The organism is Janthinobacterium sp. JF4, assembly GCF_059617925.1.
On record NZ_JCAQAV010000013.1, the window covers coordinates 18,863 to 45,625 of the forward strand.

The following is a 26,763-nucleotide window of genomic DNA, read 5'->3' on the forward strand; positions in this document are numbered from 1 at the left end:
GCCGCGAGGCGCTCAAAGTATCGCTGCTTGAAACCTGCTTAGAACTTGGCTTCCTGCTTGCGGCGCGCCGTAAAGCCCAGCAAACCCAGGCCGATCAGCAGCATGGCGTAGGTGGTTGGCTCAGGGACTGCCGAGATCAAGCCGTCATTCGCGCCGAAGCTGACGAAATTGTTGTTGCCCGCCTTGAACTGTGCTTGCTGGCCGCCATCGCAGCAGCCTTCCAGGCCGTAGATGCTCAGGGTATGGTTGCCGGCCGCCAAGGTGCCTGAACCGGCGAGGAACTGGCTGCCATTGTTGTAGTTGCCTGCCCACCACATGTCATTGCTCTTGAAGTCCAGCGCCACGCCGTCGAGGAACAGGGCGCCGCCCTTGCCGAAGTCGACGCCGCTGCGGAAGCTCCAGGCGCCCGCATCGGCCGCGCTGACACCAAAATTGATCACCGACTTGAAGGCGATGTTCGAGCCGCTGCCGAACAGGCTGCTGTTGTCGACGTTGTTGTAGCTGGCAATCGTCGTCGAGCCATAGCCGGCGCCCGGCGTGGCCACGGCGGCATTCACGACGGACTGGTAAGCGGCGGCGGAAGCTTGCGCGCCGGCGTTCGAGTAGCCGGTGGACACGGTGATGGTGCTGGCGTTCGCGTGGGCAAACACACCAGCGGCGATCAGGGACAGGGCGATTTTAGGCAAGTTTTTCATGATGGTATCCAGTAAGTAAGCATTCAGTAGGCGCAGCAAGGAGCGCTGGAGCTCAATACACGCTGCATTGAGGCGTGTCGGCGTAGCGCAAGAATTGCAAGGATGAGCGGTCGGGGACGTGGCTTTCCGCATAACAGCGCGGACTTGCGGCGTGCCATGGCGGCACTGCAAGCGTCCTGGAAAGGGTTCGGGTTCCCGGGACAAGGCCAGACAATTGACGGGTCAGGTAAAGCGTTGGAGCTATTCTAACTTAAATTCCCTACAAGAAAAGTATTTTTCTTTTAACCATGAACGATATTTTTCTGGCAAGCAGTTTTCAGGCGGGCCTAAAACGCCGCGCCCCACTCTGCAGCGATGACCGTGCGCGATGCGTGGCGTGTCGCGGCGGCACCACAGACCAGCCCGCCACTGTCGCATGGCGCGCATTTCTTTTCGCATGCCGCTGCACCACGCAACGACACAGCATGGCAAAATGCAGTCATGCAGCTATCTGTCCGAACAGGGGGAAAGAGGAATGGTCGACCTGGAAGAACTACGCTATCTGGCACTGTCGTTTCCCGACACCACCGAGGAAGAACACCACGACCGTCCGGCCTTCCGCGTGGGCGGGAAGATCTTTGCCACCCTGCCCGATGACGAGCACATCAACGTGCTGCTCGATGCGGAAGCGGCGCATATCGCCACCGTCATCACGCCATCGGGTTGCGAGAAACTCTGGTGGGGCGAACGCCTGGCGGGTATCACGGTGTGCCTGGCGGACGCCGAGCTGGACATGCTGGCCGCCGCCCTGACGGCCGCCTGGCGGCGCAAGGCGCCCAGCGACCTGGCCAAGACCATCGCCCCGACCGGGTAGTTACAGCGGCCAATTGCGCAGCAGCAATCCCACCATCTGCTGCAATTGCTCGCGCGATACCCCTGCCGCCGCCTGGATGGCCATGCCCTGCGACAGGGTCACGACAAAGCGCGCCTGCTGCTCCGGGCAGGAGTCGGGCGGCAAATCCCCCTCTTCCCTGGCGCGCCGCAAGCGGTCGCGCAACTTGATTTCACCGCGCAGGCGGCGCGCGAACAATTCATCGCGGATCGGCAAGGCATCGTCGCTGCAGGCGAGCGCCGCATTGACGCCCATGCAGCCGTGCGGGCCATCGGGCATGGTTTGCGCGTCGACATATTGCGTCAGCAACGCTTGCACCACCTGGCGCGCCGTCGGCTGTTCCAGCGCCGCATCGAAAAACCGCATGCGCGTGTCGCTGTAGCGCTCGAGCGCCTTGTGGAACAATTGCTCCTTGTTGCCGAAGACGGCATACAGGCTGGGCCGGTTCATGCCCATGGCTTTCGTCAATTCCGGCAGGGAGCTGCCCTCATAGCCTTTTTCCCAGAACACTTTCATGGCGCAATCGAGCGCCTCGTCCGCGTCGAAGGTGCGCGGCCGCCCCGTCTTCGCCTTGGCCGCTTCTTCTTTTTTATCTTGTTTCATACCGATCGGTAAAAAATTATTGACAACACTGTCTGCCAGCCCTGATTATATACCGACCGGTTAAAAACCTCCCGGCTTTTCAGGAACCTCACATGCAAACACCTTCCAACGCTACTGGCGACGATACCACCGCGGCGCCGTGGCTGGCCGTCCTGTCGGTCGGCATCGGCGCCTTCGCCCTCGTCACCTCCGAATTCCTGCCCGTCGGCCTGCTGCCCGCCATGGCCGCCGAACTGGCCATCAGCAAGGGCCAGGCGGGGCTGATGATCACCACGCCCGGCATCGTCGCCGCCTTTGCCGCCATCTTCGTCACCGTCGGCTCGGGCCGCCTGGACCGCCGCATCGTGCTGCTGGCCCTCACGGCCCTGCTGGTCGTTTCGAACCTGCTGGTGGCGCTGGCGCCCTCGTATGCGTGGATACTGCTGGGCCGCGCCATGCTGGGCGTGGGCGTGGGCGGCTTCTGGGCCATCGGCAGCGCCATCGGCCCGCGCCTGGTGGCGCCGCAGCATGCGTCGCGCGCCATGTCCATCATCTTTGCCGGCGTCTCGCTGGGCACGGTGGCGGGCGTGCCGGCCGGCGCACTGGTGGGCGAACTGGTCGGATGGAGGGTTGCTTTCGGTGCGGCCAGCGCCATTGCCGTGCTGGTCTTCGCAGGCCAGCTGTTGCTGCTGCCCAAGCTGCCGCCGACGCAAGCCATCCGCTTGCACCAGTTGCCGATGATTTTCGGCATCCGCAAGGCCAGGCTGGGCCTGCTCGCCACAGCCATGCTCTTCACGGGCCAGTTCGCCGCCTACACGTATATCGCGCCATTCCTGACGCAAATCTCGCACCTGGCGGCCGGCACGGTCAGCGCCATGCTGCTCGTGTACGGCGCTGCGGGCTTCATCGGCAACCTCGTGGGCGGCTGGGCCGCCGGCCGCCACGAACGGGCCGCGCTGATGGTGACGGGCGCCGTGCTGGGTCTGTCCACCCTTGCCTTGGCCGCGTTCGGCGGCCATTCGCTCACAGCCATGCTGCTGGTGGCCGTGTGGGGTTTCGGTTTTGGCGCCATGCCGATCGCCGTGCAGACGTGGATGTTCAAGGCGGCGCCGGAGTTGATGGAAGGCAGCAGCGCGCTGTTTGTCGCCATCGTGCAAGTGTCGCTGGCGTCCGGCGCATTGCTGGGAGGCATGGCCGTCGACCGGCTGGGCGTAGCGAGCGCGATGGTGGTCGGCGGCCTGTTCGCCCTCGGCTGCACCTTGACGATCGCGCTCTTCGGCAAGCCGCAGGCCAGCGCCAAGGCTGGCGCGGCCTGCATCGCCTCGTAGAAGGTCAGATGCGGCCGCGGCGGAACTCGCCGAGGAATTTCGTCACTTCGGCCGGCGTCATGACCACATCCGCATCGCCGTGATACGCATACAGGAAGGGCGTGCCGCCCAGGCGGTCCGTCAGCTTGGCAAAGAGTAAAAAGCGGCTGCCCAGCGGGTAGCGCTGCACGTCCACCAGGCGGCGCGAACACTGCACGGCCAGTTCGGGAGAGAAGGCCTGGCCCGGCACGGGGCGGATTTCCACGCGGCCATGAATCGCGCGCGATTCGACGGCAACGTGCCGGTATGCATAAGTATCACGGGCCATGCCGCCACCTTGAATGAAGTAAAGGCGCCATCTTAAGCGAAGTGGGCGCCTGCCGTGTTACTGCGCCACGATGCGCAGCAGGCGGCCGTTGTCTTCATCCGTCAGCGCATACAGATAGCCGTCCGGCCCCTGGCGCACGTCGCGCACGCGCGCGCCGATGGCCAGGCGGTCCTGCCCCGTCACCTTGCCATTCGCATCGACGGCGATGCGGCGGATATCCTTGGCCGCCAGGCCGCCGCTGAAGATGCTGCCGCGCCAGGCGCCAATCTTGTCGCCCGTGTAGACGGCCAGGCCCGACGGCGCCGGCGACGGCACCCAGGCCACGCTCGGATTGAGCATGCCGGCCACTTCGTGCTTGCCGACGGGTTCGTGCGTCTTGTAGTCGGCGCCATAGCTTTGCAGCGGCCAGCCATAGTTGCCGCCCGCCGCCACCAGATTGAGCTCATCGCCGCCATACGGACCGTGTTCCGTGGCCCACACGCGTCCCGAGACGGGGTCGAGCGCCAGGCCCTGCACGTTGCGGTGGCCAAGCGACCAGATTTCCGGCAAGGCGCCCTTGGCCGCCAGCGGGTTGCCGGGCGCCGGCTTGCCCTCGTCCGTCAGGCGCAGGATGGAGCCCTGGTGCGTGGCCAGGTTTTGCGCCTGCTCGCGTGCCAGACGGTCGCCTATGCGCAGCGGCGGGTTGCCGCCATCGGCCACGCTCATCAGCAAAGTGCCATCCGGCAGCCACAGCAGACGCGAGCCGAAGTGCTGGCCGCCGCTCTTGTCCGTGGCCACCTTGAACAGGGTCTGGATGCCCGTCACCTTCTTGCCATCGAACACGCCGCGCACCAGGGTCGTGCGGTTCGCGTCATTCGTGCCCGTCGACACCGTCATATAGACTCTTGGCGCGGCCTTGCCCGCATCCTGCGGGTGAATCACGATATCGAGCAAGCCGCCCTGCCCGCCCGTAAACACCTTGGGCATGCCTTCCAGCGCCACGTCGGTAAAAGTCTTTCCATTCAGCAGATGCAAGGTGCCCTGCTTGCTGGTGACCAGCGCGCGTCCCTCTCCCAGCCAGGCGATGCCCCACGGCTGGCGCACGCCCTGCGCGACGGTCTCGGCCTTCCATGCCTGTTTCGCGGCGGGCGGTTCGCCCGTCGCTTGCAGTTCGGCCCAGGCCGATGGCGCGGCGGCCAGTGCCCACGCAAGCAAGATACTGGTACGGCGTAGCTGGAACATGTTCTCTCCTGTCAGTGGTCGATGGTCGGTGGCGTATCAGGCGCGCAGCAGCAAGGCGACGGCTTCGGCCGCAATCCCCTCTTCGCGGCCCAGGTAGCCCAGTTTTTCATTCGTCTTGGCCTTGATGTTGACCTGACCCACGGCGACGCCCAGGTCTTCGGCCACGTTGGCGCACATGGCGGCGATGTGCGGCGCCATTTTCGGGCGCTGGGCGATGATGGTGGCGTCGATATTGCCGATGATATAGCCGGTCGCCTGCACGCGGCGCACGGCTTCGCGCAGCAGGGTGCGCGAATCGGCGCCCTTGAACTGCGCGTCCGTGTCGGGGAAATGGCGGCCGATGTCGCCCAGGGCGGCGGCGCCGAAGATGGCGTCGGTAATCGCGTGCAGCAGCACGTCCGCGTCGGAGTGGCCGAGCAAGCCCAGGTGATGGGGGATTTTCACGCCGCCGATGATCAGGTCGCGGTTTTCCACCAGCGCGTGGCAGTCATAGCCCTGGCCGATGCGGAAAGGGAGGACGGGAGTCGTTGTGTGCATGCGGGTCTCTCTGAAGTTCAAGGGTTAGCCAAATACAGCTCGGCCGTGTGTATGTCGCGCGGCAGGGTCACCTTCAGGTTGCGCGGGTGGCCTTCGACCAGCCTGGGCGCCAGGCCCAGCGCTTCGACGGCGCTGGCGTCGTCGGTAATCGCTTGCGGATCGGGTGCTTCGGATAAAGCTTTGTGCAGCAAGGCATAGGAAAACATTTGCGGCGTCTGCGCCAGCCACAGGCCGTCGCGCGGCACCGTCTGCGCCGACATGCTGGCGGCACCCGTGCCCGCTCCCGCCCGCTTGACGGTATCGACCACGGGCAAGGCCAGCAGGCCGCCGGCCGGATGTTCACCGACTTCGGCAATGAGCTTTGCGATCAGCGCCGGCGTCAGGCCGGGACGCGCCGCGTCGTGCACCAGCACCTGGTCGTGGGCGGCTATGCTGCCGTGCACGGCGTGCAAGCCATTCAGGATGCTTTCCATGCGCGTGGCGCCGCCGCAGCGCAGCACCGATATGCCAACCCCTGCGCCTTGCTCGGGCACGACCATATCAATCAGGCCATCCTCGGCGCTGACGACGACATACGTATGCGCGATCAGCGGGCTGGCGAGAAAGGCGTCGAGCGCGTGGCGCAGCATGGGCTTGCCCGCGATGTTCAGGTATTGCTTGGGACTGCCCGCTTCCATGCGCGCACCCACGCCGGCGGCGGGGATCAGCGCAAAGTAGCGGACGGTGTTCGGTGCTGCTGTCATGCCATTCCTTGTCTAGTTGGCGGGCGCTGCCTTGCCCGCCAGGATGTTCTGGATCTCGCCCTTGCACGCCTTGCCCAGGCGCGCATATTCCTGTGGAGAATCGATGGCCGCCTGCAAGGTTTCCACCTTGCGCATTTCGGCCTTGATGTACGGCAACCAGCCCGTGTCGATCTCGCGCGCCAGTGCCGCCTTGGCCGTGCCGCTGGGCGCATACAGGGGCCGCGCCTCGAAGCGTTTGGCCAGCGCCGCGCGCACGGTCTTTTCCACGCGCGGCAAGTGTTCCATATAGGTTTTCATGTGCCGCAGCTCGTGCGCGAGTATCTCATCATACGCGCAAGTGCCGGGGGCAAACTCGCGGCCGATATAGATCACCACGGGCGCATACGTGAGGGACACGGTAATCTGCGGCGCCACGCATTCATAGCCGCTGGCCGGGTCCTGCAGCATGGGGCCGGCCAGGGCGATCCGCACCTGCGAATCCGTTTTCGTCAGTCCTAGCACCCAGGTATTGGCGCGCGCCGTGCCCTTCATCACCGTCAGGGCCTTGTATGGCAGATGCGTGTCGATGCTGTAGCCGTTCTGCTGCGCCGTCAGCACGGACACCGTCTTGCTGATCGTGTCTTCGCAGCGCACCTGGAACGGCGTGCGCGCCTGCGCCTGCGCACCCAGGGTGACACAGGCAAGCAGCAGGAAAAGAGCCGTGCGCATGCGCGGAATCAGGCCGGTTGCCAGGCGCCGCTGGTGATCTTGTCGAGCCAGAAGATGCCGATGACGGTTTTCACGTCCGTGATGGTGCCATCCCTGACCCAGTCGAGCAGCTGCGGCACGGTGGCCGTGAACGTTTCCAGGAATTCGCCCTCGTCGAGCTGGCGTTCGCCCGCGACCAGGCCGCGCGCCAGAAACAGCTCCAGGTGCTCGTCCGAATACGCGATGGCGTTGTGGATGGTGGAGACGAATTGCCAGTCGCTGGCCGTGTAGCCCGTTTCCTCCAGCAACTCGCGCCGGGCACAGGCCAGGTGCGATTCTCCCGCATCGATCTTGCCGGCCGGGAATTCAATGAAGACCCGGTCCAGCGGATAGCGGTACTGGCGCTCCATCAGCACGGTGCCATCGTCGAGCAGCGGCAGGATGACGACGGCGCCCGGGTGCAGGACGAATTCACGCGCCGTGATCTTGCCGTCCGGCAGTGCAACGCGGTCGCGCTGCACCCGCAGGAAGCCGCCCTGATAGACGAGCTCGCCGTCCACTTTGGTTTCAGTCAGATTCGTATCCATGGAATTCCTTTATTCAATAAAAAACGGCGCCAGAGGCGCCGCTTTCGGTCGATGGGGCTAATGTCGTTTGCGCAGGTAACGTGTGACAAAGCCTGGGAAAGCCAGCACCAGGAACAGACACCCGGTGATGGCATAAAACTCCCACGTCTGCGGGAAACCGTTGCCGATGCGCGCTTCGAGCGCGAACGCCACGGCGCCGACGATGAAGTACAGAATCACCATCTCCAGCAGGCGCAGCGCCAGCGGCTTGCGCCAGCCTTTGCCCCCGTCTGCCTGCGCCGCCTTTTTCAGGGGCACGGCGGCAAACAGTTTCTCGTTCAGGAACGGCAGGTTGGCGCCCAGGATGCCCAGGACGATCACCAGCCAGCTCGAGGCGGTGACATCCATCGGTCAGGACGCCAGGGTCTTGGTGATGGCCGTCGCGCAGGCAGCCAGGATGCTGTTAGGCATCGCACCGAGGGCCAGGACGAATACGCCGTTCAGGGCCAGCACGACGCGCATGTCGCCATGCACGACCAGCGCGTTGGTATCGGTCGGCTCGTCGAACCACATCATCTTCACGACGCGCAGGTAGTAGAAGGCGCCGATCAGCGAGAACAGCACGGCGGCGATGGTCAGCCACAGTTGGCCCGTGGCCAGCACGGAGGCCAGCACCGAGTACTTGGCCATGAAGCCCATCAGCGGCGGCACGCCGGCCAGCGAGAACATGAACAGGGTCATCACCAGCGCGAAGATCGGGCTGCGTTTGCCCAGGCCCTTGAAGTCGGCCAGTTCTTCTGCTTCGAAACCATTACGTGCCAACAACATGATCACGCCAAAGGTACCCAGGGTCGTGAACACGTAGGTGATGACGTAGTACATCGAGGCGCCGTAGGCGGTGGCTGCGCCAGCCGCGTTCAGGGTGTTGTTCGGCGCATCGACGGTACCGGACAGCAGGCCCAGCAGAACGAAGCCCATTTGCGCGATGGTCGAGTACGCCAACATGCGCTTCAGATTGGTTTGCGCGATGGCGGTGAAGTTGCCGATGGCCAGCGACATCACGGCCAGCACCAGCAGCATTTGCTGCCAGTCATGCGCCATCGGCAGCAAGCCCTCGCCCAGCAAACGCAGGGTAATGGCAAACGCGGCCAGTTTCGGCGCGCCGCCCAGCAGCAAGGTCACGGCCGTCGGCGAACCTTGATACACGTCAGGCACCCACATGTGGAATGGCACGACGCCCAGTTTGAAGGCCAGGCCGGCAACGAGGAACACCAGGCCGAAGACCATGATGGTGCCGTTGGTCTTGCCGTTTTCCAGCGCCACGCGCAGTTCGCCCAGGTCCAGCGTGCCGGACGCACCGTACAGCATCGAGATACCGTACAACATGAAACCGGAAGCCAGCGCGCCCAGGATGAAGTATTTCATGGCCGCTTCCGTGGCCTTGGCATTGTCACGGCGCAAGGCGATCAGCGCGTACAGCGACAGCGACATCAGTTCCAGACCCAGGTAGATGATCAGGAAGTTGTTGGCCGAGATCATGATCATCTGGCCCAGCAATGCAAACAGGGCCAGCACGTAGAACTCGCCGCCCAGGTTACCCGACAGCATGTTGCGGTCGGTGGCATAGGCACGCGAGTAGATCAGGGTCAGCGCCACGGCGCCGTACGAGAACAGTTTCAGCAGCTGCGACATCGGGTCCGACACGAACATGTTGTGGAACGTGTAGACGGTGGTGCCCGCGTTGAAGTCGCCCACGGTCAGCAAGGCGCAGCCGGCCAGGGTCAGCAGCGACAGCGCATAGGTGATCGAACGCTTCGCCGCAGGCAAGAACATATCGATCAGCAAGAGCGCCGACGTGGCGATCAGCAGAAAGATTTCCGCGTACAGCGGTACCAGATTAGGTGCATTAGTCATGTTATCGGTCTTCTATTTAAGGCAACTTGCTGATGGCGACATGCTGCAGCAGGTCGGCAACCGAAGTTTGCATCGTGTCGGTGAACGGGGCTGGGTACAGACCCATCACGAGCACGGCGATGGCCAGCACAGCAAGCATGAAGAATTCACGTTTGTTGATGTCGGTCAGTTCGGCCACGTGCTTGTTCTTGATCTTGCCGAACACCACGCGCTTGGCCATCCACAGCGAGTACGCCGCGCCCCAGATCAGTGCCGTTGCAGCCAGCAGACCGATCCAGAAGTTGTATTGCACCGCGCCCAGGATCACCATGAACTCGCCGACGAAGCCGGACGTGGCTGGCAAGCCGCAGTTGGCCATCGAGAACAGGACGAAGAAGGCGGCAAATTTCGGCATGCGGTTCACGACGCCGCCGTAGTCGGCGATGTTGCGGGTATGCATGCGGTCATACAGCACGCCGATGCACAGGAACATCGCGCCGGAGATGAAGCCGTGCGAGACCATCTGCACGATACCGCCCTGCACCGAAATGTCGTTGAACATGAAGAAGCCCAGGGTCACGAAACCCATGTGCGCGATCGACGAATAGGCGACCAGTTTTTTCATGTCCGTTTGCACCAGGGCAACCAGACCGATGTAGATGACGGCGATCAGCGACAAGGCGATCATGAAACCCGACAGGTAGTGGCTGGCGTCCGGCGTGATTGGCAGCGAAAAACGCAGGAAACCGTAGGCGCCCAGTTTCAACATGATGGCGGCCAGCACGGCGGAACCACCGGTAGGCGCTTCCACGTGGACGTCCGGCAACCACGTGTGGACGGGGAACATCGGCACCTTGACGGCAAACGCCATCAGGAAGGCCAGGAAGATGAAGATCTGTTCGTTCATCGTCAGCTTGAACGCATGCCAGGCCAGGATGTCGAAGGTGCCCGACACATTGCGCAGGTAGATGATGGCAACCAGGGTCAGCAGCGAACCGAAGAAGGTGTACAGGAAGAACTTGAACGACGCGTACACGCGGTTGTAACCGCCCCAGATACCGATGATGATGAACATCGGGATCAGGGTTGCTTCAAAGAAGAAGTAGAACAGCAAGCCGTCGAGCGCGCAGAACACGCCGATCATCAGGCCCGACAGGATCAAAAACGATCCCATGTACTGGGCGATGCGCTTCTCGATCACTTGCCAGGCCGAAATGACGACGATGACGGTGATGAAGGCCGTCAGTGGCACGAACCACAGCGACAGGCCGTCGATACCCAGCGAATACCAGATATTGAAGGTTTCAATCCATGGCGCTTTTTCGACGAATTGCATGCCGTGTGCGGCGTTGTCGAAATGCTGGATCAGCGGCAAGGTGCACAGCATGCTGAGCACGGCGCCAGCCAGCGACAGCCAGCGGGTAAAGCCCGCTTTGCTGTCACGGCCGAGAGCCAGGACCAGGACGCCGCAAATGATCGGCACCCAGATCGACAGACTCAGGTAAGGAGGTAGTGTAGAAATCGTAGACTGCATCATGGTTCTCAGTATTCTTTTATCAGGTCAGCTTACTTAGCGGGCCAGAATGGCAGGAAATAGATCAGGAAGCCCAGCACGCCCAGGATCATCACGAATGCATAGTGATAGATGTAGCCGGTCTGCAGCACTCGCGACAGCGAGGACAGCCAGGCGACGACCTTGGCGCTACCATTGACGACGAAACCGTCGATCAGCTTCTTGTCACCGAAGTTCCACAGGCCATTACCCAGCAAGCGGGCACCGCCGGCGAACACGACTTCATTGAACTTGTCCATGTAGTACTTGTTGTCCAGCAGGGTGTGGATCGCGTGGAACTTGGCAAAGAACCAGGCCGGTACACGCGGGTTGACCATGTAGCAGTAGTAGGCTGCCACGACGCCGGACAATGCCAGCCAGAACGGTGCCGTCGACAGGCCGTGGATCGCCATCGCCATCGCGCCGTGGAATTCATGCGACAACTCTTCCATTGCTGGATGGTTTTCGCCAACGAAGATCACGCCCTTGAAGAAATCGCCATGCAGCATCGGGCCGATCGTCAGGTAACCGATAATCAGCGAAGGAATCGCCAGCATCACCAGCGGGAACCATACGACGAATGGGGACTCGTGCGGCTTCTGGCCAGGTTCCAGACCGTGGTGCGCGTGGTCGTCTTCGTCTTCTTCATCGTGCGCGTCCGAATCATGCTTGGCCGCTGGTGCGTGATGGTCGTCGTGACCGTGCGCATGCGCTTGGCCAAAACGTTCCTTGCCGTGGAAGACGAGGAAATACATGCGGAACGAGTAGAAGGCGGTGACGAACACGCCAGCCAGCACGGCGAACTGGGCAAAGCCAGCGCCCCAGATGTGCGTCGCTTCGACGGCTTCGATGATGCTGTCTTTCGAGTAGAAGCCGGAGAACAGCGGCGTGCCGATCAAGGCCAGCGAACCGACCAGGGAAGTAATCCAGGTGATCGGCATGTACTTGCGCAGGCCGCCCATGTTGCGGATGTCCTGGTCATGGTGCATGCCGATGATGACGGAACCGGCGCCCAGGAACAGCAGTGCCTTGAAGAATGCGTGCGTCATCAGGTGGAACACGGCCACGGAGTACGCGGACGAGCCCAGCGCCACGGTCATGTAGCCCAGCTGCGACAGGGTCGAGTAAGCGACGACGCGCTTGATGTCATTCTGGATGATGCCCAGGAAGCCCATGAACAGCGCCGTGATGGAGCCGATCACCAGGATGAAGGACAGTGCCGTGTCGGACAGTTCGAACAGCGGCGACATGCGCGAAACCATGAAGATACCGGCCGTCACCATCGTCGCGGCGTGGATCAGAGCCGAGATCGGGGTAGGACCTTCCATCGAGTCAGGCAGCCACACGTGCAGCGGGAACTGCGCCGACTTGCCCATCGCGCCGATGAACAGGCAGATGCAGGCAACGGTCAGCAGGGCCCAGTCGGTACCTGGCAAGCTCAACAGCGCCAGTTCGTCTTTCTTGGCGAACACTTCCTGGTAGTTCATGGTGCCGGCGTAAGCCAGCAGCAGGCCGATGCCCAGGATGAAGCCGAAGTCGCCCACGCGGTTGACGAGGAAAGCCTTCATGTTGGCCACGATGGCCGTCGGACGCTGGTACCAGAAACCGATCAGGAGGTAGGAGACCAGGCCCACGGCTTCCCAACCGAAGAACAGTTGCAGGAAGTTGTTGGCCATGACCAGCATCAGCATCGAAAACGTGAACAGCGAGATGTAGGCGAAGAAGCGGTTGTAGCCTTCGTCGTCCTTCATGTAGCCGATCGTGTAGATGTGCACCATCAGCGAGACGAAGGTGACCACGCACATCATCATCGCCGACAGCGAATCGATCTGGAAGCCCACTTCCATCTTCAGGGTGCCGATCGTCATCCAGTTATAGATCGTGCCATTGAATGTCGCGCCATCCATCACTGCCAGCAGTGTCTGCACGGACAGGATGAACGCAATCAGTACGCCCAGGATCGTCGCGGTATGCGACGTCTTGCGTCCGACCAAATTACCCAGGAACTGGGTGCCAAGCAAGCCTGCAATCGCGGCACCGGCCAGCGGCGCCAGCGGTACGGCAAGAAGGAGGTTAGGGTTGAGGAGTTGCCCCGCCATGATGAACCTTAATCGTTATTATTCGAGAGATCGAGTCTGAAAAACATCAGCCTTTGAGGCTGTCCAGGTCTTCGACGTTGATGGTATCCAGATTACGGAACATCACCACCAGAATAGCCAGACCGATAGCCGACTCAGCGGCGGCAACCGTCAGGATGAAGAAAACGAAGATCTGACCGGCCGCGTCGCCCATGAAATGGGAGAACGCGATGAAATTCATATTCACCGCCAGCAGCATCAATTCGATTGCCATCAGCAATACGATGATGTTCTTGCGGTTCAGGAAAATACCGACGATCGAGATTGCGAACAGGATCGCGCCCAGGACCAGAAAATGTGTGAGCGATAATGTCATGGTGCCTCCTTAACTTCCGGCTCAGCCGCAGGACGCTCGACCACCGCGTCCATCTTGATGATCTTCAGGCGGTCGTTGCGCTTGACGCGCACGGCATCGCCTGGAGCAAAATGCTTGGTGTCCTTGCGTTTGCGCAAAGTCAGTGCAACCGCGGCAACGATGGCCACCAGCAGCACGACGGCGGCGATCTCGAAGGCGAACACATATTCCGTGTAGATCAGCAGGCCCAGTTCCTTGGTGCCGCCCAGGTTGACGTTCACCGGGGCGATGCTAGGCGCAAAGTTGCGGAAACCGTGCCACAGGACGGCGGCCATTTCCAGCACGATGATCACGCCCACCGTCACCGACAATGGCAGATAGCCCCAGAAGCCTTCGCGCATGCGGTCGATATTGATATCGAGCATCATGACGACGAAGAGGAACAGCACCATCACGGCGCCGACATACACCAATACCAGCACGATGGCCAGGAATTCAGCTTGCAGCAGCATCCAGATGCCCGCTGCGGAAAAGAAGGACAGCACCAGGAACAGTACTGCGTGGACCGGATTACGGGCCGTGATAACGCGCGTCGCTGCCAGAATCAAGATCAGCGCGAAGGCGTAAAACAAAATTGTTTTAAAGTCCATAAAAAACCCAATAGACGTACAGATGAACGAGGGGCGCGCCGCAGCCTGGGGCTACGGCGCATCCATCAGCGATAAGGTGCGTCGGCGGCGCGCGCAGCGGCGATGTCATTTTCATAACGATCACCCACGGCCAGCAACATCTCTTTCGTGTAATACAAATCCCCGCGTTTCTCGCCGTGGTATTCCAGGATTTGCGTCTCGACGATCGAATCGACCGGGCAGGACTCTTCGCAGAAACCGCAGAAGATGCACTTGGTCAAGTCGATATCGTAACGCGTGGTGCGGCGCGAGCCGTCGTCACGCTGTTCCGATTCGATCGTGATGGCCATCGCCGGGCAAACCGCTTCGCACAGTTTGCAGGCGATGCAACGTTCCTCGCCGTTCGGGTAGCGGCGCAGCGCGTGCAAGCCACGGAAACGCGGCGAGATCGGTGTCTTCTCTTCCGGGAATTGCACCGTGATCTTGCGCGAAAACATGTACTTGCCTGTCAGCGCCATGCCCTTGATCAGCTCGCCTAACAAGAGGCTGCTGAAGAAATCTTTTACCTTATCCATTCGTATGCACTCTCTTACTTCCAAATATTCCAGGATGTCTGCATCCAGGCAGCGACGAAGACCAGGTAGACCAGCGTCAACGGGATAAACACTTTCCAGCCGAGGCGCATGATCTGGTCATAACGGTAGCGTGGGAAAGTACCGCGCACCCAGATGAACACCGACACGATGAAGAAGGTCTTGACGAACAGCCAGAAGAAGCCGCCGAAACCACCCCAGAACTCAAGGAAAGCAAATGGTGCGGACCAGCCACCGAGGAACATGATCGAAGCCAGGGCGGCGATCAGAATCATGTTGGCGTATTCGGCCAGCATGAACATGGCGTAGGCCATGCCCGAGTACTCGACCATGTGGCCGGCGACGATTTCCGACTCGCCTTCGACGACGTCGAACGGGTGACGGTTGGCTTCAGCCAGGCCCGACACCAGGTAGATGACGAACATCGGCAGCAGCGGCAGCCAGTTCCACGACAGGAAGTTCACGCCCTTGTCGGCGAAGAAGCCGATTTGCTGGCCGCTGACGATATCGATGAAGTTCAGGCTGCCCGAGACCATCAGCACGATGACCATCACGAAGCCCATCGGGATTTCATACGAAATCATCTGAGCCGAAGCGCGCATGGCGCCCATGAACGAGTACTTCGAGTTCGAGGCCCAGCCGGCGATGATGATGCCGTAGACTTCCATCGAGGTAATCGCCAGCAGCATCAGCAAGCCCGCGTTGACGTTGGCCAGCACGGCTTGCGGGCCGAACGGCACGACCGACCAGGCGGCCAGGGCCGGCATGATGGTCATGATCGGGCCGATCACGAACAGGCCCTTGGCGGCCTTGGACGGGATGATGATCTCTTTGAACAAGAGTTTCAGCGCATCGGCGATCGGTTGCAGCAGGCCCAATGGACCGACGCGGTTCGGGCCGACGCGGATCTGGATCCAGCCGATCAGCTTGCGTTCCCACAAGGTCAGGTAGGCAACCAGGCCCATCAGCGGCAACAGCACGCACAGGATCTTGATCAGGGTCCAGAAGAACGGCCAGGAGCCGCCCAGCAAATCCTGGCCGCTGCTGTTGATGACGTTTACAAATTCAGGCAGAGCCATCAGATTTTCCCCTCTGCTGTTTCAACTGTGATGTCACCGAACATGCCGCCCAGGCTAGCCGTCGAGGCATGCGCCGCCGACACTTTAACCACATTGGCTGGCAGGCCGGCATGGATTGCCGCCACCAGGATGGCGTTGCCGGAGCCTTGCGCCACTTTGACCTTGTCGCCTGCCTTGATGCCCAGCTTCTCGGCCAATGCTGGCGACAGATGGGCTTGCGGCGCGGCGCCGTCGACCGTGCGCAGCAGCGGTTCGGAGCGGCGTACCAGCGCGTCGGCGAAGTAGATCGGCACGTCGGCGATGCGTTGCAGTGCCGGCGACGCCGGTGCGTAGCTTGCCGCTTCCGGTGCATTTTTCGCGATGTTGTTCAGCTGTGCCGACAGATCGGTCACGCCGGCACCAAACGCTTCGTCGCGGATCGCTTCGGAGGTGTCGTAGTCGAAACCGGCCAGGCCCAGGATGTTGCCCAGGACGCGCAGCACTTTCCAGGCTGGACGGGTATCGGCCAGCGGTTTGACGGTGCCGTTGAAACTTTGCGCGCGGCCTTCGCAGTTGACGAAGGTGCCCGAGGTTTCAGCGAACGGAGCGATCGGCAGCAAGACATCGGCGTAATCCATGCCGTGCTTGAAGGCCGACATCGCCACGACCATCTCGGCGCCATCCAGGGCGGCACGGGCCGCTTGTGGATTGGCGGCATCGAGTTCCGGCTCGGCGTGCAGCAGCACGTAGGCTTTCTTCGGTACGGCGAACGCGGCTTGCACATTGGTGCGCGGCTTGGCGAGCAGGTGCGCGCCTACCGTGTTGGCCGCTTCCGTCAGGTAACCGAGCTTGGCGCCCGTCTGTTCGGCGATCCATTGCGCGGCAGCATGCAGTTGCGACGCTTGCGGGTGTTGCGTCGCCGCGTTACCCAGCAGCACGGCGCCATGGTCGCCCGCCATCAGGCTGGCAGCGATGGCGACAGCCACGTCCGAAGCGGTCACCGCTTCAAAACCGGCTGGCGCGGCGATTTCTTTGGCTTTGGCAACAGCGACGACCACTTCCGACAAGGCCGCCAGCCAATCACTCGGCGCGACGATCATCTTGTTGGCGATGCTGATCAATTGATCGTCGTCGGCGGCGTGCAGGATCGACAGCTTGGCGCCGCCCTTGACGGACGCGCGCAAACGCGTGGCCAGCAATGGATGATCCTTGCGCAGGAACGAGCCGATGACGAAGGCGCGCTTGATCTGGCCAAATTCGCTGATCGGCATGCCCAGCCATGGTTTGACACTTGCGTCGAGCGCGAAGTCGGTCTGGCGCAGGCGGAAGTCGACGTGCTCGGAACCGAGACCGTGGGCCACTTTTTGCAGCAGGACCAGCTCTTCGACGGTCGAATGCGGCGTTGCCAGCGCGGCGATGGCGTCGGCGCCATGTTCGTGCTTGATATTTTTCAGGCCGTGCGCCACGTATTCCAGCGCCGTTTGCCAATCGACTTCTTTCCACTCGTTGCCCTGTTTCAGCATCGGGGAAGTCAGGCGTTCGGCACTGTCCAGCGCTTCGTACGAGAAACGGTCCTTGTCCGAGATCCAGCACTCGTTGACGGCTTCGTTTTCCAGCGGCAATACGCGCTTGACCTTGCCAGCTTTCACTTGCACGATCAGGTTCGCGCCCAGGCCGTCATGCGGGCTGACGGATTTGCGGCGCGACAGTTCCCACGTACGGGCGCTGTAGCGGAACGGCTTCGACGTCAGTGCGCCAACCGGGCACAGGTCGATCATGTTGCCCGACAGTTCGGAGTCGACCGTCTGGCCGACGAAGGACACGATTTCCGAGTGTTCGCCGCGGCCGATCATGCCCAACTCCATCACGCCGGCCACTTCCTGGCCAAAGCGTACGCAGCGGGTGCACTGGATGCAGCGCGACATTTCCTGCATGGACACCAGCGGACCGGCTTCCTTCGGCTGCACCACGCGCTTGTCTTCCTTGTAGCGCGATTCGCTCTTGCCGTAGCCCACTGCCAAGTCTTGCAACTGGCATTCGCCGCCCTGATCGCAGATAGGGCAATCGAGCGGGTGATTAATCAGCAAGAATTCCATGACCGACTTTTGCGCCTGCACAGCTTTATCGCTGGCGGAGCGCACGATCATGCCGGCACTGACCGGGGTCGCACAAGCGGGCAAAGGCTTGGGCGCCTTTTCCACTTCGACCAGGCACATGCGGCAGTTCGCTGCGATCGACAATTTCTTGTGATAGCAGAAGTGCGGAATGTAGGTTCCCAATTTGTTGGCGGCGTCCATCACCATGCTACCAGCAGGGACTTCGACTTTTTTGCCGTCTATTTCGATTTCAACCATGGTGATCGTTACCTGACGCAGCTTAGATATATGCGGGCACTAAGCAATGCTTGTGCTCGATATGATATTCAAATTCTTCACGGAAATTCTTAATGAAGGCCCGTACCGGCATGGCAGCCGCATCGCCCAGCGCGCAAATGGTGCGGCCCTGGATGTTGTCGGCGATCGAGTTGAGCATGTCCAGGTCGTCTGGACGACCCTGCCCCTGCTCGATGCGGTGCACCATGCGGTACATCCAGCCTGTGCCTTCACGGCAAGGCGTACACTGGCCGCACGATTCTTCAAAGTAGAAGTAGGACAGGCGTTCCAGCGCCTTTACCATGCAGCGTGTTTCGTCCATCACGATAACGGCGCCCGAACCCAACATCGAACCGGCTTTCGCGATCGAGTCGTAGTCCAGGTCGGTCTGCATCATGATGTCGCCGCGGATCACCGGCGCGGACGAACCGCCAGGGATCACGGCCTTGATCTTTTTGCCACCGCGCATGCCGCCTGCCAGTTCCAGCAGGGTCGCAAACGGGGTGCCGAGCGGCACTTCGTAGTTGCCCGGTTTTTCCACGTCGCCCGAGATCGAGAAGATCTTCGAACCGCCATTGTTCGGCTTGCCCATCGCCAGGTATTTCTCTGGACCGATGTTCAGCACGAATGGCACGGCCGCGAAGGTCTCCGTGTTGTTGATCGTCGTCGGCTTGCCGTACAGGCCAAACGAGGCAGGGAAAGGCGGCTTGAAGCGCGGCTGGCCTTTCTTGCCTTCCAGCGATTCGAGCAGGGCCGTTTCTTCGCCGCAGATGTAGGCGCCATAACCATGGTGCGCATGCAACTGGAACGAGAACTCGCTGCCCATGATCTTGCCGCCCAGGAAACCGGCGGCGCGCGCCTCTTCCAGCGCTTCCTCGAAACGGGCGTACTCGGCCCAGATTTCGCCGTGGATATAGTTATAGCCGACGGTGATGCCCATCGCATAAGCGCCAATGGCCATGCCTTCGATCAGGGCATGGGGATTGTAACGAATGATGTCGCGGTCCTTGAAAGTGCCCGGTTCGCCTTCATCTGTATTGCAGACGAGGTATTTTTGACCCGGGAACTGGCGCGGCATGAAGCTCCACTTCAAGCCGGTAGGAAAACCCGCGCCGCCACGGCCGCGCAAGGACGAAGCCTTGAGGTCGGCGATGATCTGTTCCGGCGTGATTTTCTCTTCCAGGATACGCCGCAGAGCGCTATAGCCGCCGCGGTTCACATAATCTTGCAAATGCCAGTTCTTGCCATCCAGATCCTTCAGGATCAATGGATCGATATGGCGATTGTGGAGTGACGTCATTTCTTGAGTTCCTCCAGCATGGCGTCGATTTTCTCGTTCGACATCCAGCTGCACATGGTTTTATTACTGACCAGCAAGACAGGCGCATCGCCGCAAGCACCCATGCACTCGCCTTCAACCAGGGTGAACTGGCCGTCAGCGGTGGTTTCGCGGAAATCGATACCCAGTTTCTGCTTCAGGTATTCTGCAGCGCGCACGCCGCCCGACAGGGCGCATGGCAGGTTGGTGCACACGGTGATCTTGTGCTTGCCCACGGGTTTCACGTTGTACATATTGTAGAACGTGGCCACTTCCTGCACGGCAATCGCCGGCATGCCGATGTAATCGGCCAGTTCCTTCATGGTTTCCGGCGCCAGCCAGCCCAGTTCATCCTGGGCATGGGCCAGCGCGGCCATGACGGCCGACTGACGCTGGTCGGCCGGGTACTTGGCCAGCTCGCGGTCAATTTTCTTATAGCATTGCTCTGATAACAACATACTTTTTGCCTCTTAGCGGTCAATACTGCCGAACACGATATCTTGCGTCCCGATGATGGTCACGGCGTCGGCAAGCATGTGCCCACGCGCCATCTCGTCGAGCGACTGCAAGTGGGCGTAGTCTGGCGCGCGCAGTTTCATGCGGTACGGCTTGTTGGCGCCATCGGACACCAGGTAGACGCCGAACTCGCCCTTCGGATGCTCCACGGCGCTGTAGGCCTCGCCTGGCGGCACGTGGAAACCTTCCGTAAACAGCTTGAAGTGGTGAATCAAGGATTCCATGTTGGTCTTCATGTCGACGCGACCCGGAGGCGCCACCTTGCGGTTGCTGGTCATGACAGGACCTTCATTGTTGCGCAGCCACTCGACGCACTGCTTGATGATGCGGTTCGACTGGCGCAGCTCTTCCACGCGGACCAGGTAGCGGTCGTAGCAATCGCCGTTGGTGCCGATAGGAATGTCGAAATCCATCAGGTCGTACACTTCGTACGGCTGTTTCTTGCGCAAGTCCCACTGCACGCCCGAGCCGCGCAGCATGGCGCCCGTAAAGCCCATGGCCAGCGCATCTTCCGGCGAGACCACGCCGATGCCGACCGTGCGCTGTTTCCAGATACGGTTATCGGTCAGCAGCGTTTCGTACTCGTCCACGGAATTCGGGAAACGGCGCGCGAAGTCTTCGATGAAGTCCAGCAGGGAACCCTGGCGGTTTTCGTTGAGCTTGCCGATCGCCTTGGCGTTGCGGATGATCGACGCCTTGTGCTGCGGCATCGCGTCCGGCAGGTCGCGGTACACGCCGCCCGGACGGTAGTAGGCCGCGTGCATGCGCGCGCCCGAGACTGCCTCGTAGGCGTCGAACAAGTCTTCGCGGTCGCGGAAGCAATACAGGAACGGGCCCATGGCGCCGACGTCGAGCGCGTGGGTACCGAGCCACATCAGGTGATTCAGGATGCGCGTCATCTCGTCGAACATGACGCGGATGTATTGCGCGCGCAGCGGCACTTCCAGGCCCAGCATCTTTTCGATGGCCATCACGTACGCATGTTCATTGCACATCATCGACACATAGTCGAGACGGTCCATGTACGGCACGGATTGCAGGTAGGTCTTTTGCTCGGCCAGCTTTTCGGTGGCGCGGTGCAGCAGGCCGATATGCGGGTCGGCGCGCTGGATGACTTCGCCATCCATCTCCAGCACCAGGCGCAGCACACCGTGCGCGGCCGGATGCTGCGGCCCAAAGTTCAGGGTGTAGTTCTTAATCTCAGCCATTATTTCATCCCGTAATGTTCTTCGCGGATCACGCGCGGCACGTTTTCCCGCGGCTCGATCGTCACGGGCTGGTAAATCACGCGCTTTTGTTCCGGATCGTAGCGCATCTCGACATAGCCGGAGACGGGGAAATCCTTGCGGAACGGATGGCCGATGAAACCGTAGTCGGTCAGCAGGCGGCGCAAGTCGTTGTGGCCTTCGAAGAGGATGCCGAGCAGGTCGAACGCTTCGCGCTCGTACCAGTTGACGGCGCGCCAGATGCTCACCACGGAAGGCAGCAGCGGCATGTCGTCGTCGGGCGCGAACACGCGCACGCGCACGCGCCAGTTGTGCTTGACCGACAGCAAGTGCGACACGGCCGCGAAACGCAGGCCATCCCAGCTACCGTCGCCATAGGTCGAGTAGTCGACGCCGCACAGGTCGAGCAGCTGCTCGAAATGCAGGGTCGGATCGTCGCGCAAGGTCTGCATCACGGCCAGGTAGTCCTCGACCTTGACGACCAGGGTGACTTCGCCCAGTGCAACCGTCGTGCTAACGCGATCGCCCAGGGCAGTGCCGAGGGCGTTTTGCAATACTTCTAAATGTGTTGTCATAATCTGAAGCGGCCCGGTTAGCGTGCGATCGTGCTGGTACGCTTGATCTTGTTCTGCAACTGCATGATGCCGTACAACAAGGCTTCAGCGGTCGGAGGACAGCCAGGCACATACACGTCGACGGGCACGATGCGGTCGCAACCGCGCACCACGGAGTAGGAGTAATGGTAGTACCCGCCGCCATTGGCGCAGGAACCCATCGAGATGACCCAGCGCGGCTCCGCCATCTGGTCGTAGACCTTGCGCAGGGCCGGCGCCATCTTGTTGCACAGGGTGCCGGCAACGATCATGACGTCGGACTGACGCGGCGACGGACGAAACACGACGCCGAAACGGTCCATATCATAGCGGGCTGCGCCCACATGCATCATTTCGACCGCACAGCAGGCCAGACCGAACGTCATCGGGAACATAGACCCGGTGCGCGCCCAGTTGATCAGCTTGTCGGCCGAGGTGGTGATGAAACCTTCGCTTAATACGCCTTCAATAGCCATGGCTTATTCCCAGTCAAGGGCACCTTTCTTCCAAATGTACCAAAATCCGACCACGAATTCAGCGATGAACACCATCATCGTGACGAAACCGGCCCAGCCCAGGTCGCGCATTGCAACGCCCCATGGGAAAAAGAATGCCGTTTCCAGATCGAACAAAATAAACAGGATTGCGACCAGATAGTAGCGCACATCAAATTTCATGCGCGCGTCTTCGAATGCTTCAAAGCCACATTCGTACGGGGAGAGTTTTGCTGCATCAGGCTTGTGAGGGCCTAACAGGCGCCCCAGGAGCTGGGGAGCGATACCGACACCAAGGCCGATAATAATGAACAGCAGGACGGGGAAGTAATTTTCGAGGTTCACGATTGATGAGCTTATATTGAACGATCGGTTAAATGAGGACGCTGCGATCATTTGCAGCGTATCTAACGCACGACCCCAATCAAAGCTAAGACCAGGATCGAACGACACATCCTCGTAAAAAAAGCCAGCAACTTTGTACGAGCCATGGCTCGTGCGCCGTTGCTGGCTTCTGATTTCTGGTGCCGACGACGAGACTCGAACTCGTACAGCTTGCGCCACTACCCCCTCAAGATAGCGTGTCTACCAATTTCACCACGTCGGCGGTAAGGCCCGTATTCTACTCTGCTTTGCCGCTAAAGTTAATGCACAAATGCATCAAAACACAGATAAAAACGATAAATTTTTACATCTTCCAGCGCGCCACGATTTTTTCCTGCCGCACTGCCAAAACATTGAGCAATAATCTGCTCGCAATGAGAATTACTCTCGATGAGGTATCGAGTGAATACAGAATTACTTCGGAATCGCGCCTGCCGGAGTGCTGGCAACCGGTGCCGCCGCTGCCGGAGCGCTGGCCGCTGGTGCCGCAGGGGCTGCCGGCACCGTCGTCGGGATCGCGCCCGCGCCGGTGACCGGCACTGGCTTGACGACTTTATCCATCACGCCGCCGCCGACCGTCGTGGCGCGCTGATTGGCCATCAGCGACAGGGCCAGGGTGGCACCGAAGAAGATCGCGGCGGCAACGCCCGTCGATTTCGACATGAAGTTCGACGAACCCGTCGCACCGAACAGGCTGCCCGAGGCACCCGAACCGAAGGCGGCGCCCATGTCGGCACCCTTGCCGTGCTGCAGCAACACCAGCGCGATAATCGACAATGCCGAAATAACCTGTACTACCACTACCAGATTGAACATCATGTTCATTGCAATTCCATTCTTAGTTTAAAGTAATTCAATCAGCGGCGTGAATAATCGCCAGGAAATCCGCCGCCTTCAATGCCGCTCCACCGATCAGACCGCCATCGATATCCGGCATCGCCATCAATTCTTTTGCGTTCTCTGGCTTCATGCTGCCGCCGTACAGGATTTGCACGCCGGCGGCCGCTACCGCATTCTTTTGCGCCAACTGGCCGCGCAATACCTGATGCACGTCCTGCGCCATTTGCGGCGTGGCTGTCTTGCCCGTGCCGATGGCCCAGACTGGCTCATAGGCCAGCACCAGTTTCGCCACGTCGTCGTCGCCAATGGCCGCCAGCACGGCGCCCAGCTGCTGCGCCACGACGGCATTGGTCTGGCCCGCTTCGCGCTGCGCCAGGGTTTCGCCGATGCAGACGATAGGCGTAATGCCTGCCGCCAGCGCGGCAACCGTCTTGGCCGCCACCTGCGCATCGCTCTCGCCATGGTAGGCGCGGCGCTCGGAATGCCCGATCACCACATGGCTGCAGCCAAAATCCTGCAGCATGGCGGTCGAGATTTCTCCCGTGTAGGCGCCGCTGGCGTGCGCGGACACATCCTGCGCACCCCAGCCAAGAGCCGTGCCTGCCAATTGCGCCTGGCACTGCGCCAGATACGGCGCTGGCACACAGACGGCGCTGGCGGCGCCAGAGGCAGCCAGGCCAGCAACTATTTCAGACAATAACACCGCGTTCGAGGTGCGACTGCCGTTCATTTTCCAATTTCCGACGACGAGTTTGCGACGCATAGTAGCCTAAATTCTAATAACCCGTCATTCTAACTCCGGCACCGATGCCGGTCAAACAGGCAGTGCCCCGTTTCAGGCAACTTGCAACATGATCTTGCCCACGTGCGTACTCGCTTCCATCAAGGCATGCGCCTCGTTGGCTTTTTCCAACGGGAAAGTTTTGTAGATGACAGGCTTGATCTTGCCCGCTTCGATCAGCGGCCAGACGGTAGTGCGCAGGTGGTTGGCGATGGCCGCCTTGAAGGCGACTGAACGGGGACGCAAGGTGGAACCCGTCACCGTCAGGCGGCGGCGCAGCACTTGCCCCAGGTCCAGCTCCGCCTTGGTGCCGCCCTGCACGGCGATCAGGCCGATGCGGCCATCATCGGCCAGGCAATCGATTTCGCGCGGCAGGTAGTCGCCGCCCACCATGTCGAGGATGACATCGACGCCTTTGCCATCGGTCAATTCCTTGACGACGGCGACGAAATCTTCCGTGCGATAGTTGATGCCCCGTTCGGCGCCGAGCAGCTCGCAGGCGCGCGCCTTCTCGTCGCTGCCCGCCGTGGCGAAGACGCGATGACCGAGGGCAGCGGCCAGCTGGATCGCCGCCACGCCGATGCCGGACGTGCCGCCCTGCACCAGCAAGGTTTCGCCGCCGGCCAGCGCGCAGCGGTCGAAGACATTGCTCCAGACGGTAAAGAAATTTTCCGGCAGGGACGCGCCTTCCAGCGCCGTCAAGCCTTGCGGCAAGGGCAGGCACTGGCCGGCGGGCGCGGCGCAGTATTCGGCATAGCCGCCGCCCTGCACCAGCGCGCAGACCAGGTCACCCTTTTTGAATGCCGTGTTGCTGAAATCGCCATCGACGACTTCGCCCGCCACTTCCAGGCCGGGCAAGTCGGATGCGCCAGCTGGCGGCGCATATTTGCCCAGGCGCTGCAGCACGTCGGGACGGTTGATGCCGGCCGCGCGCACCTTGATCAGCAGTTCACCCGCCTTATATTGCGGCATGGGACGTTCCACGATCTGCAAAACGTCGGCGGGACCTGGCTGGCTGATGGCAACTGCACGCATGGCGGGACTCTTTCAAGGGAAAACGGCGATTGTACGCCAAGCCGCCGCCCCTTGCTGAAGGCCTCCCGCTAAGCGCCGCCCGTCTTCGACTGGCGCGGCAAGGGCGTGCCCGGCTTCCATTTCGCCGACAGCGCTTGTCCTTCCTCGACTTGCTCATGCGTCATCTTGCGCACCACGGCAGCGCGCTGGTCGGCCGCATTCGCGTTGCCATTCGCCGCCGCCAGGTTCCACAGCATGTAGGCGATGACGTTATCCTGCTGCACGCCGCCCATGTGGTAGCGGTACATCAGGCCCAGCACCTGCTGCGCCTCGGCATGGTTTTGCTCGGCCGCCTTGCGAAACCAGCCCACGGCCTGTTTGTGGTCCTGCAGCACGGCGTTGCCCGTGTAATACATGGCGCCCACCACATACTGGGCATCGGCCTTGCCCTGCTCGGCCGCCTTGCGGTGCCAGAACATGGCTTGCTTGTAATCCTGCGGCAAACCCCGCCCCATGTAATACATCAAGCCCAGCAAATGCTGGGCATCGGCGTTGCCGGTCTTAGCAAGGGGCAATATTTCCTTGTAAGCCAGCGCGTAATTCTTGTTGTTGTAGGCGCTGGCGCCTTCGACGAAGCCAGCCCGCGCGGGTAGCTGTATCGTCAACAGCATGAGTAAGGTAATGATCAGTTTTTTCATCGGAATGGGATGTGGTCTGACTACTTATTCTTGTCCTGCCAATAACGGCTGCGGCAGGATGCTTTTATTTCCAGCTAACTTTGCCCAGGCCCTCGACGCTGACATCGCGGTTGGCCGGCTTGCCGTACACCACCACCGAACCGAGTCCGCTCAGGTTCAGCTTGGCATTCGTATGGGCATTCACCGTGGCATTGCCCAGGCCGCTCAATTCCAGGTTGACGGCATCGGCCTCGAACTGCTTCGCATTCAGGCTGCCCAGGCCGCCCAGACTGGCCTTCAGGATGCGCCCGCGTCCGCCCAGCACCACGGAACCGGCGCCCTGCAAATCCAGCTCGGCGTGCTCATTGTTGCCTATCCATATCTGCATGCTGCCCACGCCGCCCAGGCTGGCATTGAGCTTGCGGTAGTCGCCCACCAGCTTGATGCTGCCCGCCCCTTCCAGCGACAGGGTCAGTTCCTCGCCCTTGAAACCCGTGATGTCCGTGCTGCCAAAACCTTCCGAGCTCAGTTCGCGCAAGTGCGGCAAGACCAGGTCGGCGCGGATCGACGAAGGGCCGAGCTTGAAGCCGCGCACTTCCGTTTCGATGTGCAGGGTATCGCCGCTTTGCGCCGTGCTGACATCGGCGATGTAGCGCTTGTCGGCCGTGATGCTCAGCGAAGCCACGTTGCCCTGGCGAATGCGCACCTCCATCACGCCGTCGAGCTTGACGCGCACGACGCGGGCGTCGACGTTGCGCATTTCCAGCAAGCGGGTCTCGGCGGCGACGCCGCGCACCAGGCCCAAAGTCGCCAGGAACAGCAGCGCCAGTTGCAATATCTTTTTCATGTAGTG

Annotated in this window: 30 protein-coding genes and 1 tRNA gene; 2 read left to right on the forward strand and 29 right to left on the reverse strand. The window is 61.2% G+C overall.

What is annotated here, in order from left to right; genetic code table 11:
* Positions 1-38 precede the first annotated feature (38 nt).
* Positions 39-695: a CCXG family PEP-CTERM protein gene (locus tag AC54AF_RS12460; protein ID WP_496636797.1), complete on the reverse strand. Its 657-nt coding sequence runs from the start codon at positions 693-695 to the stop codon at positions 39-41.
* Between the two features lie 472 nt (positions 696-1,167).
* Between AC54AF_RS12460 and AC54AF_RS12465 the strand changes: the two genes are divergently transcribed.
* A complete protein-coding gene (locus AC54AF_RS12465; RefSeq protein ID WP_496636798.1) occupies positions 1,168-1,548 on the forward strand; it encodes an MmcQ/YjbR family DNA-binding protein in 381 nt (126 codons plus the stop codon).
* On the opposite strand, the gene AC54AF_RS12470 is transcribed toward AC54AF_RS12465, so the two are convergent.
* A complete protein-coding gene (locus AC54AF_RS12470) occupies positions 1,549-2,169 on the reverse strand; it encodes a TetR/AcrR family transcriptional regulator (RefSeq protein WP_496636799.1) in 621 nt (206 codons plus the stop codon).
* Between the two features lie 92 nt (positions 2,170-2,261).
* On the opposite strand from AC54AF_RS12470, the gene AC54AF_RS12475 reads away from it, so the two are divergent.
* A complete protein-coding gene (locus AC54AF_RS12475) occupies positions 2,262-3,476 on the forward strand; it encodes an MFS transporter (RefSeq protein ID WP_496636800.1) in 1,215 nt (404 codons plus the stop codon).
* A gap of 4 nt (positions 3,477-3,480) precedes the next feature.
* On the opposite strand, the gene AC54AF_RS12480 is transcribed toward AC54AF_RS12475, so the two are convergent.
* From AC54AF_RS12480 to AC54AF_RS12610, 27 genes are all read right to left on the reverse strand, one after another.
* A complete protein-coding gene (locus AC54AF_RS12480; protein WP_436503214.1) occupies positions 3,481-3,783 on the reverse strand; it encodes a hypothetical protein in 303 nt (100 codons plus the stop codon).
* A gap of 57 nt (positions 3,784-3,840) precedes the next feature.
* On the reverse strand, positions 3,841-5,004 hold the full coding sequence (locus AC54AF_RS12485) for a PQQ-dependent sugar dehydrogenase (protein ID WP_496636801.1): 1,164 nt from the start codon (positions 5,002-5,004) through the stop codon (positions 3,841-3,843).
* Positions 5,005-5,040: 36 nt separating this feature from the next.
* Complete coding sequence (ispF, locus tag AC54AF_RS12490) at positions 5,041-5,541, reverse strand: 2-C-methyl-D-erythritol 2,4-cyclodiphosphate synthase (protein WP_496636802.1); 501 nt, start codon at positions 5,539-5,541, stop codon at positions 5,041-5,043.
* A gap of 17 nt (positions 5,542-5,558) precedes the next feature.
* Complete coding sequence (gene ispD / locus AC54AF_RS12495) at positions 5,559-6,284, reverse strand: 2-C-methyl-D-erythritol 4-phosphate cytidylyltransferase (protein ID WP_496636803.1); 726 nt, start codon at positions 6,282-6,284, stop codon at positions 5,559-5,561.
* Positions 6,285-6,296: 12 nt separating this feature from the next.
* Positions 6,297-6,992 (reverse strand): hypothetical protein, encoded by a 696-nt coding sequence (locus tag AC54AF_RS12500; protein ID WP_496636804.1) that lies wholly within the window; start codon positions 6,990-6,992, stop codon positions 6,297-6,299.
* Positions 6,993-7,000: 8 nt separating this feature from the next.
* On the reverse strand, positions 7,001-7,558 hold the full coding sequence (locus tag AC54AF_RS12505) for an NUDIX domain-containing protein (protein ID WP_496636805.1): 558 nt from the start codon (positions 7,556-7,558) through the stop codon (positions 7,001-7,003).
* A 57-nt stretch (positions 7,559-7,615) separates the two neighbouring features.
* Positions 7,616-7,945 (reverse strand): DUF2818 family protein, encoded by a 330-nt coding sequence (locus tag AC54AF_RS12510; protein WP_496636806.1) that lies wholly within the window; start codon positions 7,943-7,945, stop codon positions 7,616-7,618.
* Positions 7,946-7,948: 3 nt separating this feature from the next.
* Positions 7,949-9,451, reverse strand: coding sequence for an NADH-quinone oxidoreductase subunit NuoN (gene nuoN / locus AC54AF_RS12515; RefSeq protein WP_131687227.1), 1,503 nt, complete (start codon positions 9,449-9,451; stop codon positions 7,949-7,951).
* 16 nt (positions 9,452-9,467) lie between these two features.
* Positions 9,468-10,967 carry an NADH-quinone oxidoreductase subunit M gene (locus tag AC54AF_RS12520; RefSeq protein ID WP_131687226.1) on the reverse strand — a complete coding sequence of 500 codons (1,500 nt, stop codon included), beginning with the start codon at positions 10,965-10,967 and terminating at the stop codon, positions 9,468-9,470.
* A gap of 29 nt (positions 10,968-10,996) precedes the next feature.
* A complete protein-coding gene (nuoL, locus tag AC54AF_RS12525) occupies positions 10,997-13,081 on the reverse strand; it encodes an NADH-quinone oxidoreductase subunit L (RefSeq protein ID WP_496636807.1) in 2,085 nt (694 codons plus the stop codon).
* A gap of 46 nt (positions 13,082-13,127) precedes the next feature.
* Positions 13,128-13,436: an NADH-quinone oxidoreductase subunit NuoK gene (gene nuoK, locus AC54AF_RS12530; RefSeq protein WP_010399724.1), complete on the reverse strand. Its 309-nt coding sequence runs from the start codon at positions 13,434-13,436 to the stop codon at positions 13,128-13,130.
* On the reverse strand, positions 13,433-14,065 hold the full coding sequence (locus AC54AF_RS12535) for an NADH-quinone oxidoreductase subunit J (RefSeq protein ID WP_034749981.1): 633 nt from the start codon (positions 14,063-14,065) through the stop codon (positions 13,433-13,435). The genes nuoK and AC54AF_RS12535 overlap by 4 nt, the downstream gene beginning before the upstream one ends.
* A gap of 65 nt (positions 14,066-14,130) precedes the next feature.
* Complete coding sequence (nuoI, locus tag AC54AF_RS12540; RefSeq protein WP_010399726.1) at positions 14,131-14,619, reverse strand: NADH-quinone oxidoreductase subunit NuoI; 489 nt, start codon at positions 14,617-14,619, stop codon at positions 14,131-14,133.
* A gap of 14 nt (positions 14,620-14,633) precedes the next feature.
* A complete protein-coding gene (gene nuoH, locus AC54AF_RS12545) occupies positions 14,634-15,716 on the reverse strand; it encodes an NADH-quinone oxidoreductase subunit NuoH (protein ID WP_496636808.1) in 1,083 nt (360 codons plus the stop codon).
* Positions 15,716-18,049, reverse strand: coding sequence for an NADH-quinone oxidoreductase subunit NuoG (nuoG, locus tag AC54AF_RS12550; RefSeq protein ID WP_496636809.1), 2,334 nt, complete (start codon positions 18,047-18,049; stop codon positions 15,716-15,718). Before nuoG ends, nuoH begins: the two co-directional genes overlap by 1 nt.
* Before the next feature lie 22 nt (positions 18,050-18,071).
* A complete protein-coding gene (gene nuoF / locus AC54AF_RS12555; protein WP_496636810.1) occupies positions 18,072-19,367 on the reverse strand; it encodes an NADH-quinone oxidoreductase subunit NuoF in 1,296 nt (431 codons plus the stop codon).
* A complete protein-coding gene (nuoE, locus tag AC54AF_RS12560; protein ID WP_035820520.1) occupies positions 19,364-19,843 on the reverse strand; it encodes an NADH-quinone oxidoreductase subunit NuoE in 480 nt (159 codons plus the stop codon). The genes nuoF and nuoE overlap by 4 nt, the downstream gene beginning before the upstream one ends.
* A gap of 12 nt (positions 19,844-19,855) precedes the next feature.
* Positions 19,856-21,109 (reverse strand): NADH-quinone oxidoreductase subunit D, encoded by a 1,254-nt coding sequence (locus AC54AF_RS12565; RefSeq protein WP_034749992.1) that lies wholly within the window; start codon positions 21,107-21,109, stop codon positions 19,856-19,858.
* Complete coding sequence (locus tag AC54AF_RS12570; protein WP_496636811.1) at positions 21,109-21,702, reverse strand: NADH-quinone oxidoreductase subunit C; 594 nt, start codon at positions 21,700-21,702, stop codon at positions 21,109-21,111. Before AC54AF_RS12570 ends, AC54AF_RS12565 begins: the two co-directional genes overlap by 1 nt.
* 17 nt (positions 21,703-21,719) lie before the next feature.
* Complete coding sequence (locus AC54AF_RS12575; RefSeq protein ID WP_010399733.1) at positions 21,720-22,196, reverse strand: NuoB/complex I 20 kDa subunit family protein; 477 nt, start codon at positions 22,194-22,196, stop codon at positions 21,720-21,722.
* Between the two features lie 3 nt (positions 22,197-22,199).
* Entirely contained in the window at positions 22,200-22,559 is a 360-nt protein-coding gene (locus AC54AF_RS12580) for an NADH-quinone oxidoreductase subunit A (protein ID WP_071076971.1), read from the reverse strand.
* 177 nt (positions 22,560-22,736) lie between these two features.
* Positions 22,737-22,821, reverse strand: a tRNA-Leu gene (locus tag AC54AF_RS12585).
* 191 nt (positions 22,822-23,012) lie between these two features.
* A complete protein-coding gene (gene secG / locus AC54AF_RS12590) occupies positions 23,013-23,423 on the reverse strand; it encodes a preprotein translocase subunit SecG (protein ID WP_070255615.1) in 411 nt (136 codons plus the stop codon).
* Between the two features lie 28 nt (positions 23,424-23,451).
* Positions 23,452-24,201, reverse strand: a complete 750-nt coding sequence (tpiA, locus tag AC54AF_RS12595) for a triose-phosphate isomerase (RefSeq protein ID WP_496636812.1) — start codon at positions 24,199-24,201, stop codon at positions 23,452-23,454.
* Between the two features lie 72 nt (positions 24,202-24,273).
* Positions 24,274-25,254: an NAD(P)H-quinone oxidoreductase gene (locus AC54AF_RS12600; protein WP_496636813.1), complete on the reverse strand. Its 981-nt coding sequence runs from the start codon at positions 25,252-25,254 to the stop codon at positions 24,274-24,276.
* A 68-nt stretch (positions 25,255-25,322) separates the two neighbouring features.
* Positions 25,323-25,931 carry a tetratricopeptide repeat protein gene (locus AC54AF_RS12605; protein ID WP_496636814.1) on the reverse strand — a complete coding sequence of 203 codons (609 nt, stop codon included), beginning with the start codon at positions 25,929-25,931 and terminating at the stop codon, positions 25,323-25,325.
* Positions 25,932-25,995: 64 nt separating this feature from the next.
* On the reverse strand, positions 25,996-26,757 hold the full coding sequence (locus AC54AF_RS12610; RefSeq protein WP_496636815.1) for a GIN domain-containing protein: 762 nt from the start codon (positions 26,755-26,757) through the stop codon (positions 25,996-25,998).
* Positions 26,758-26,763: the final 6 nt, after the last annotated feature.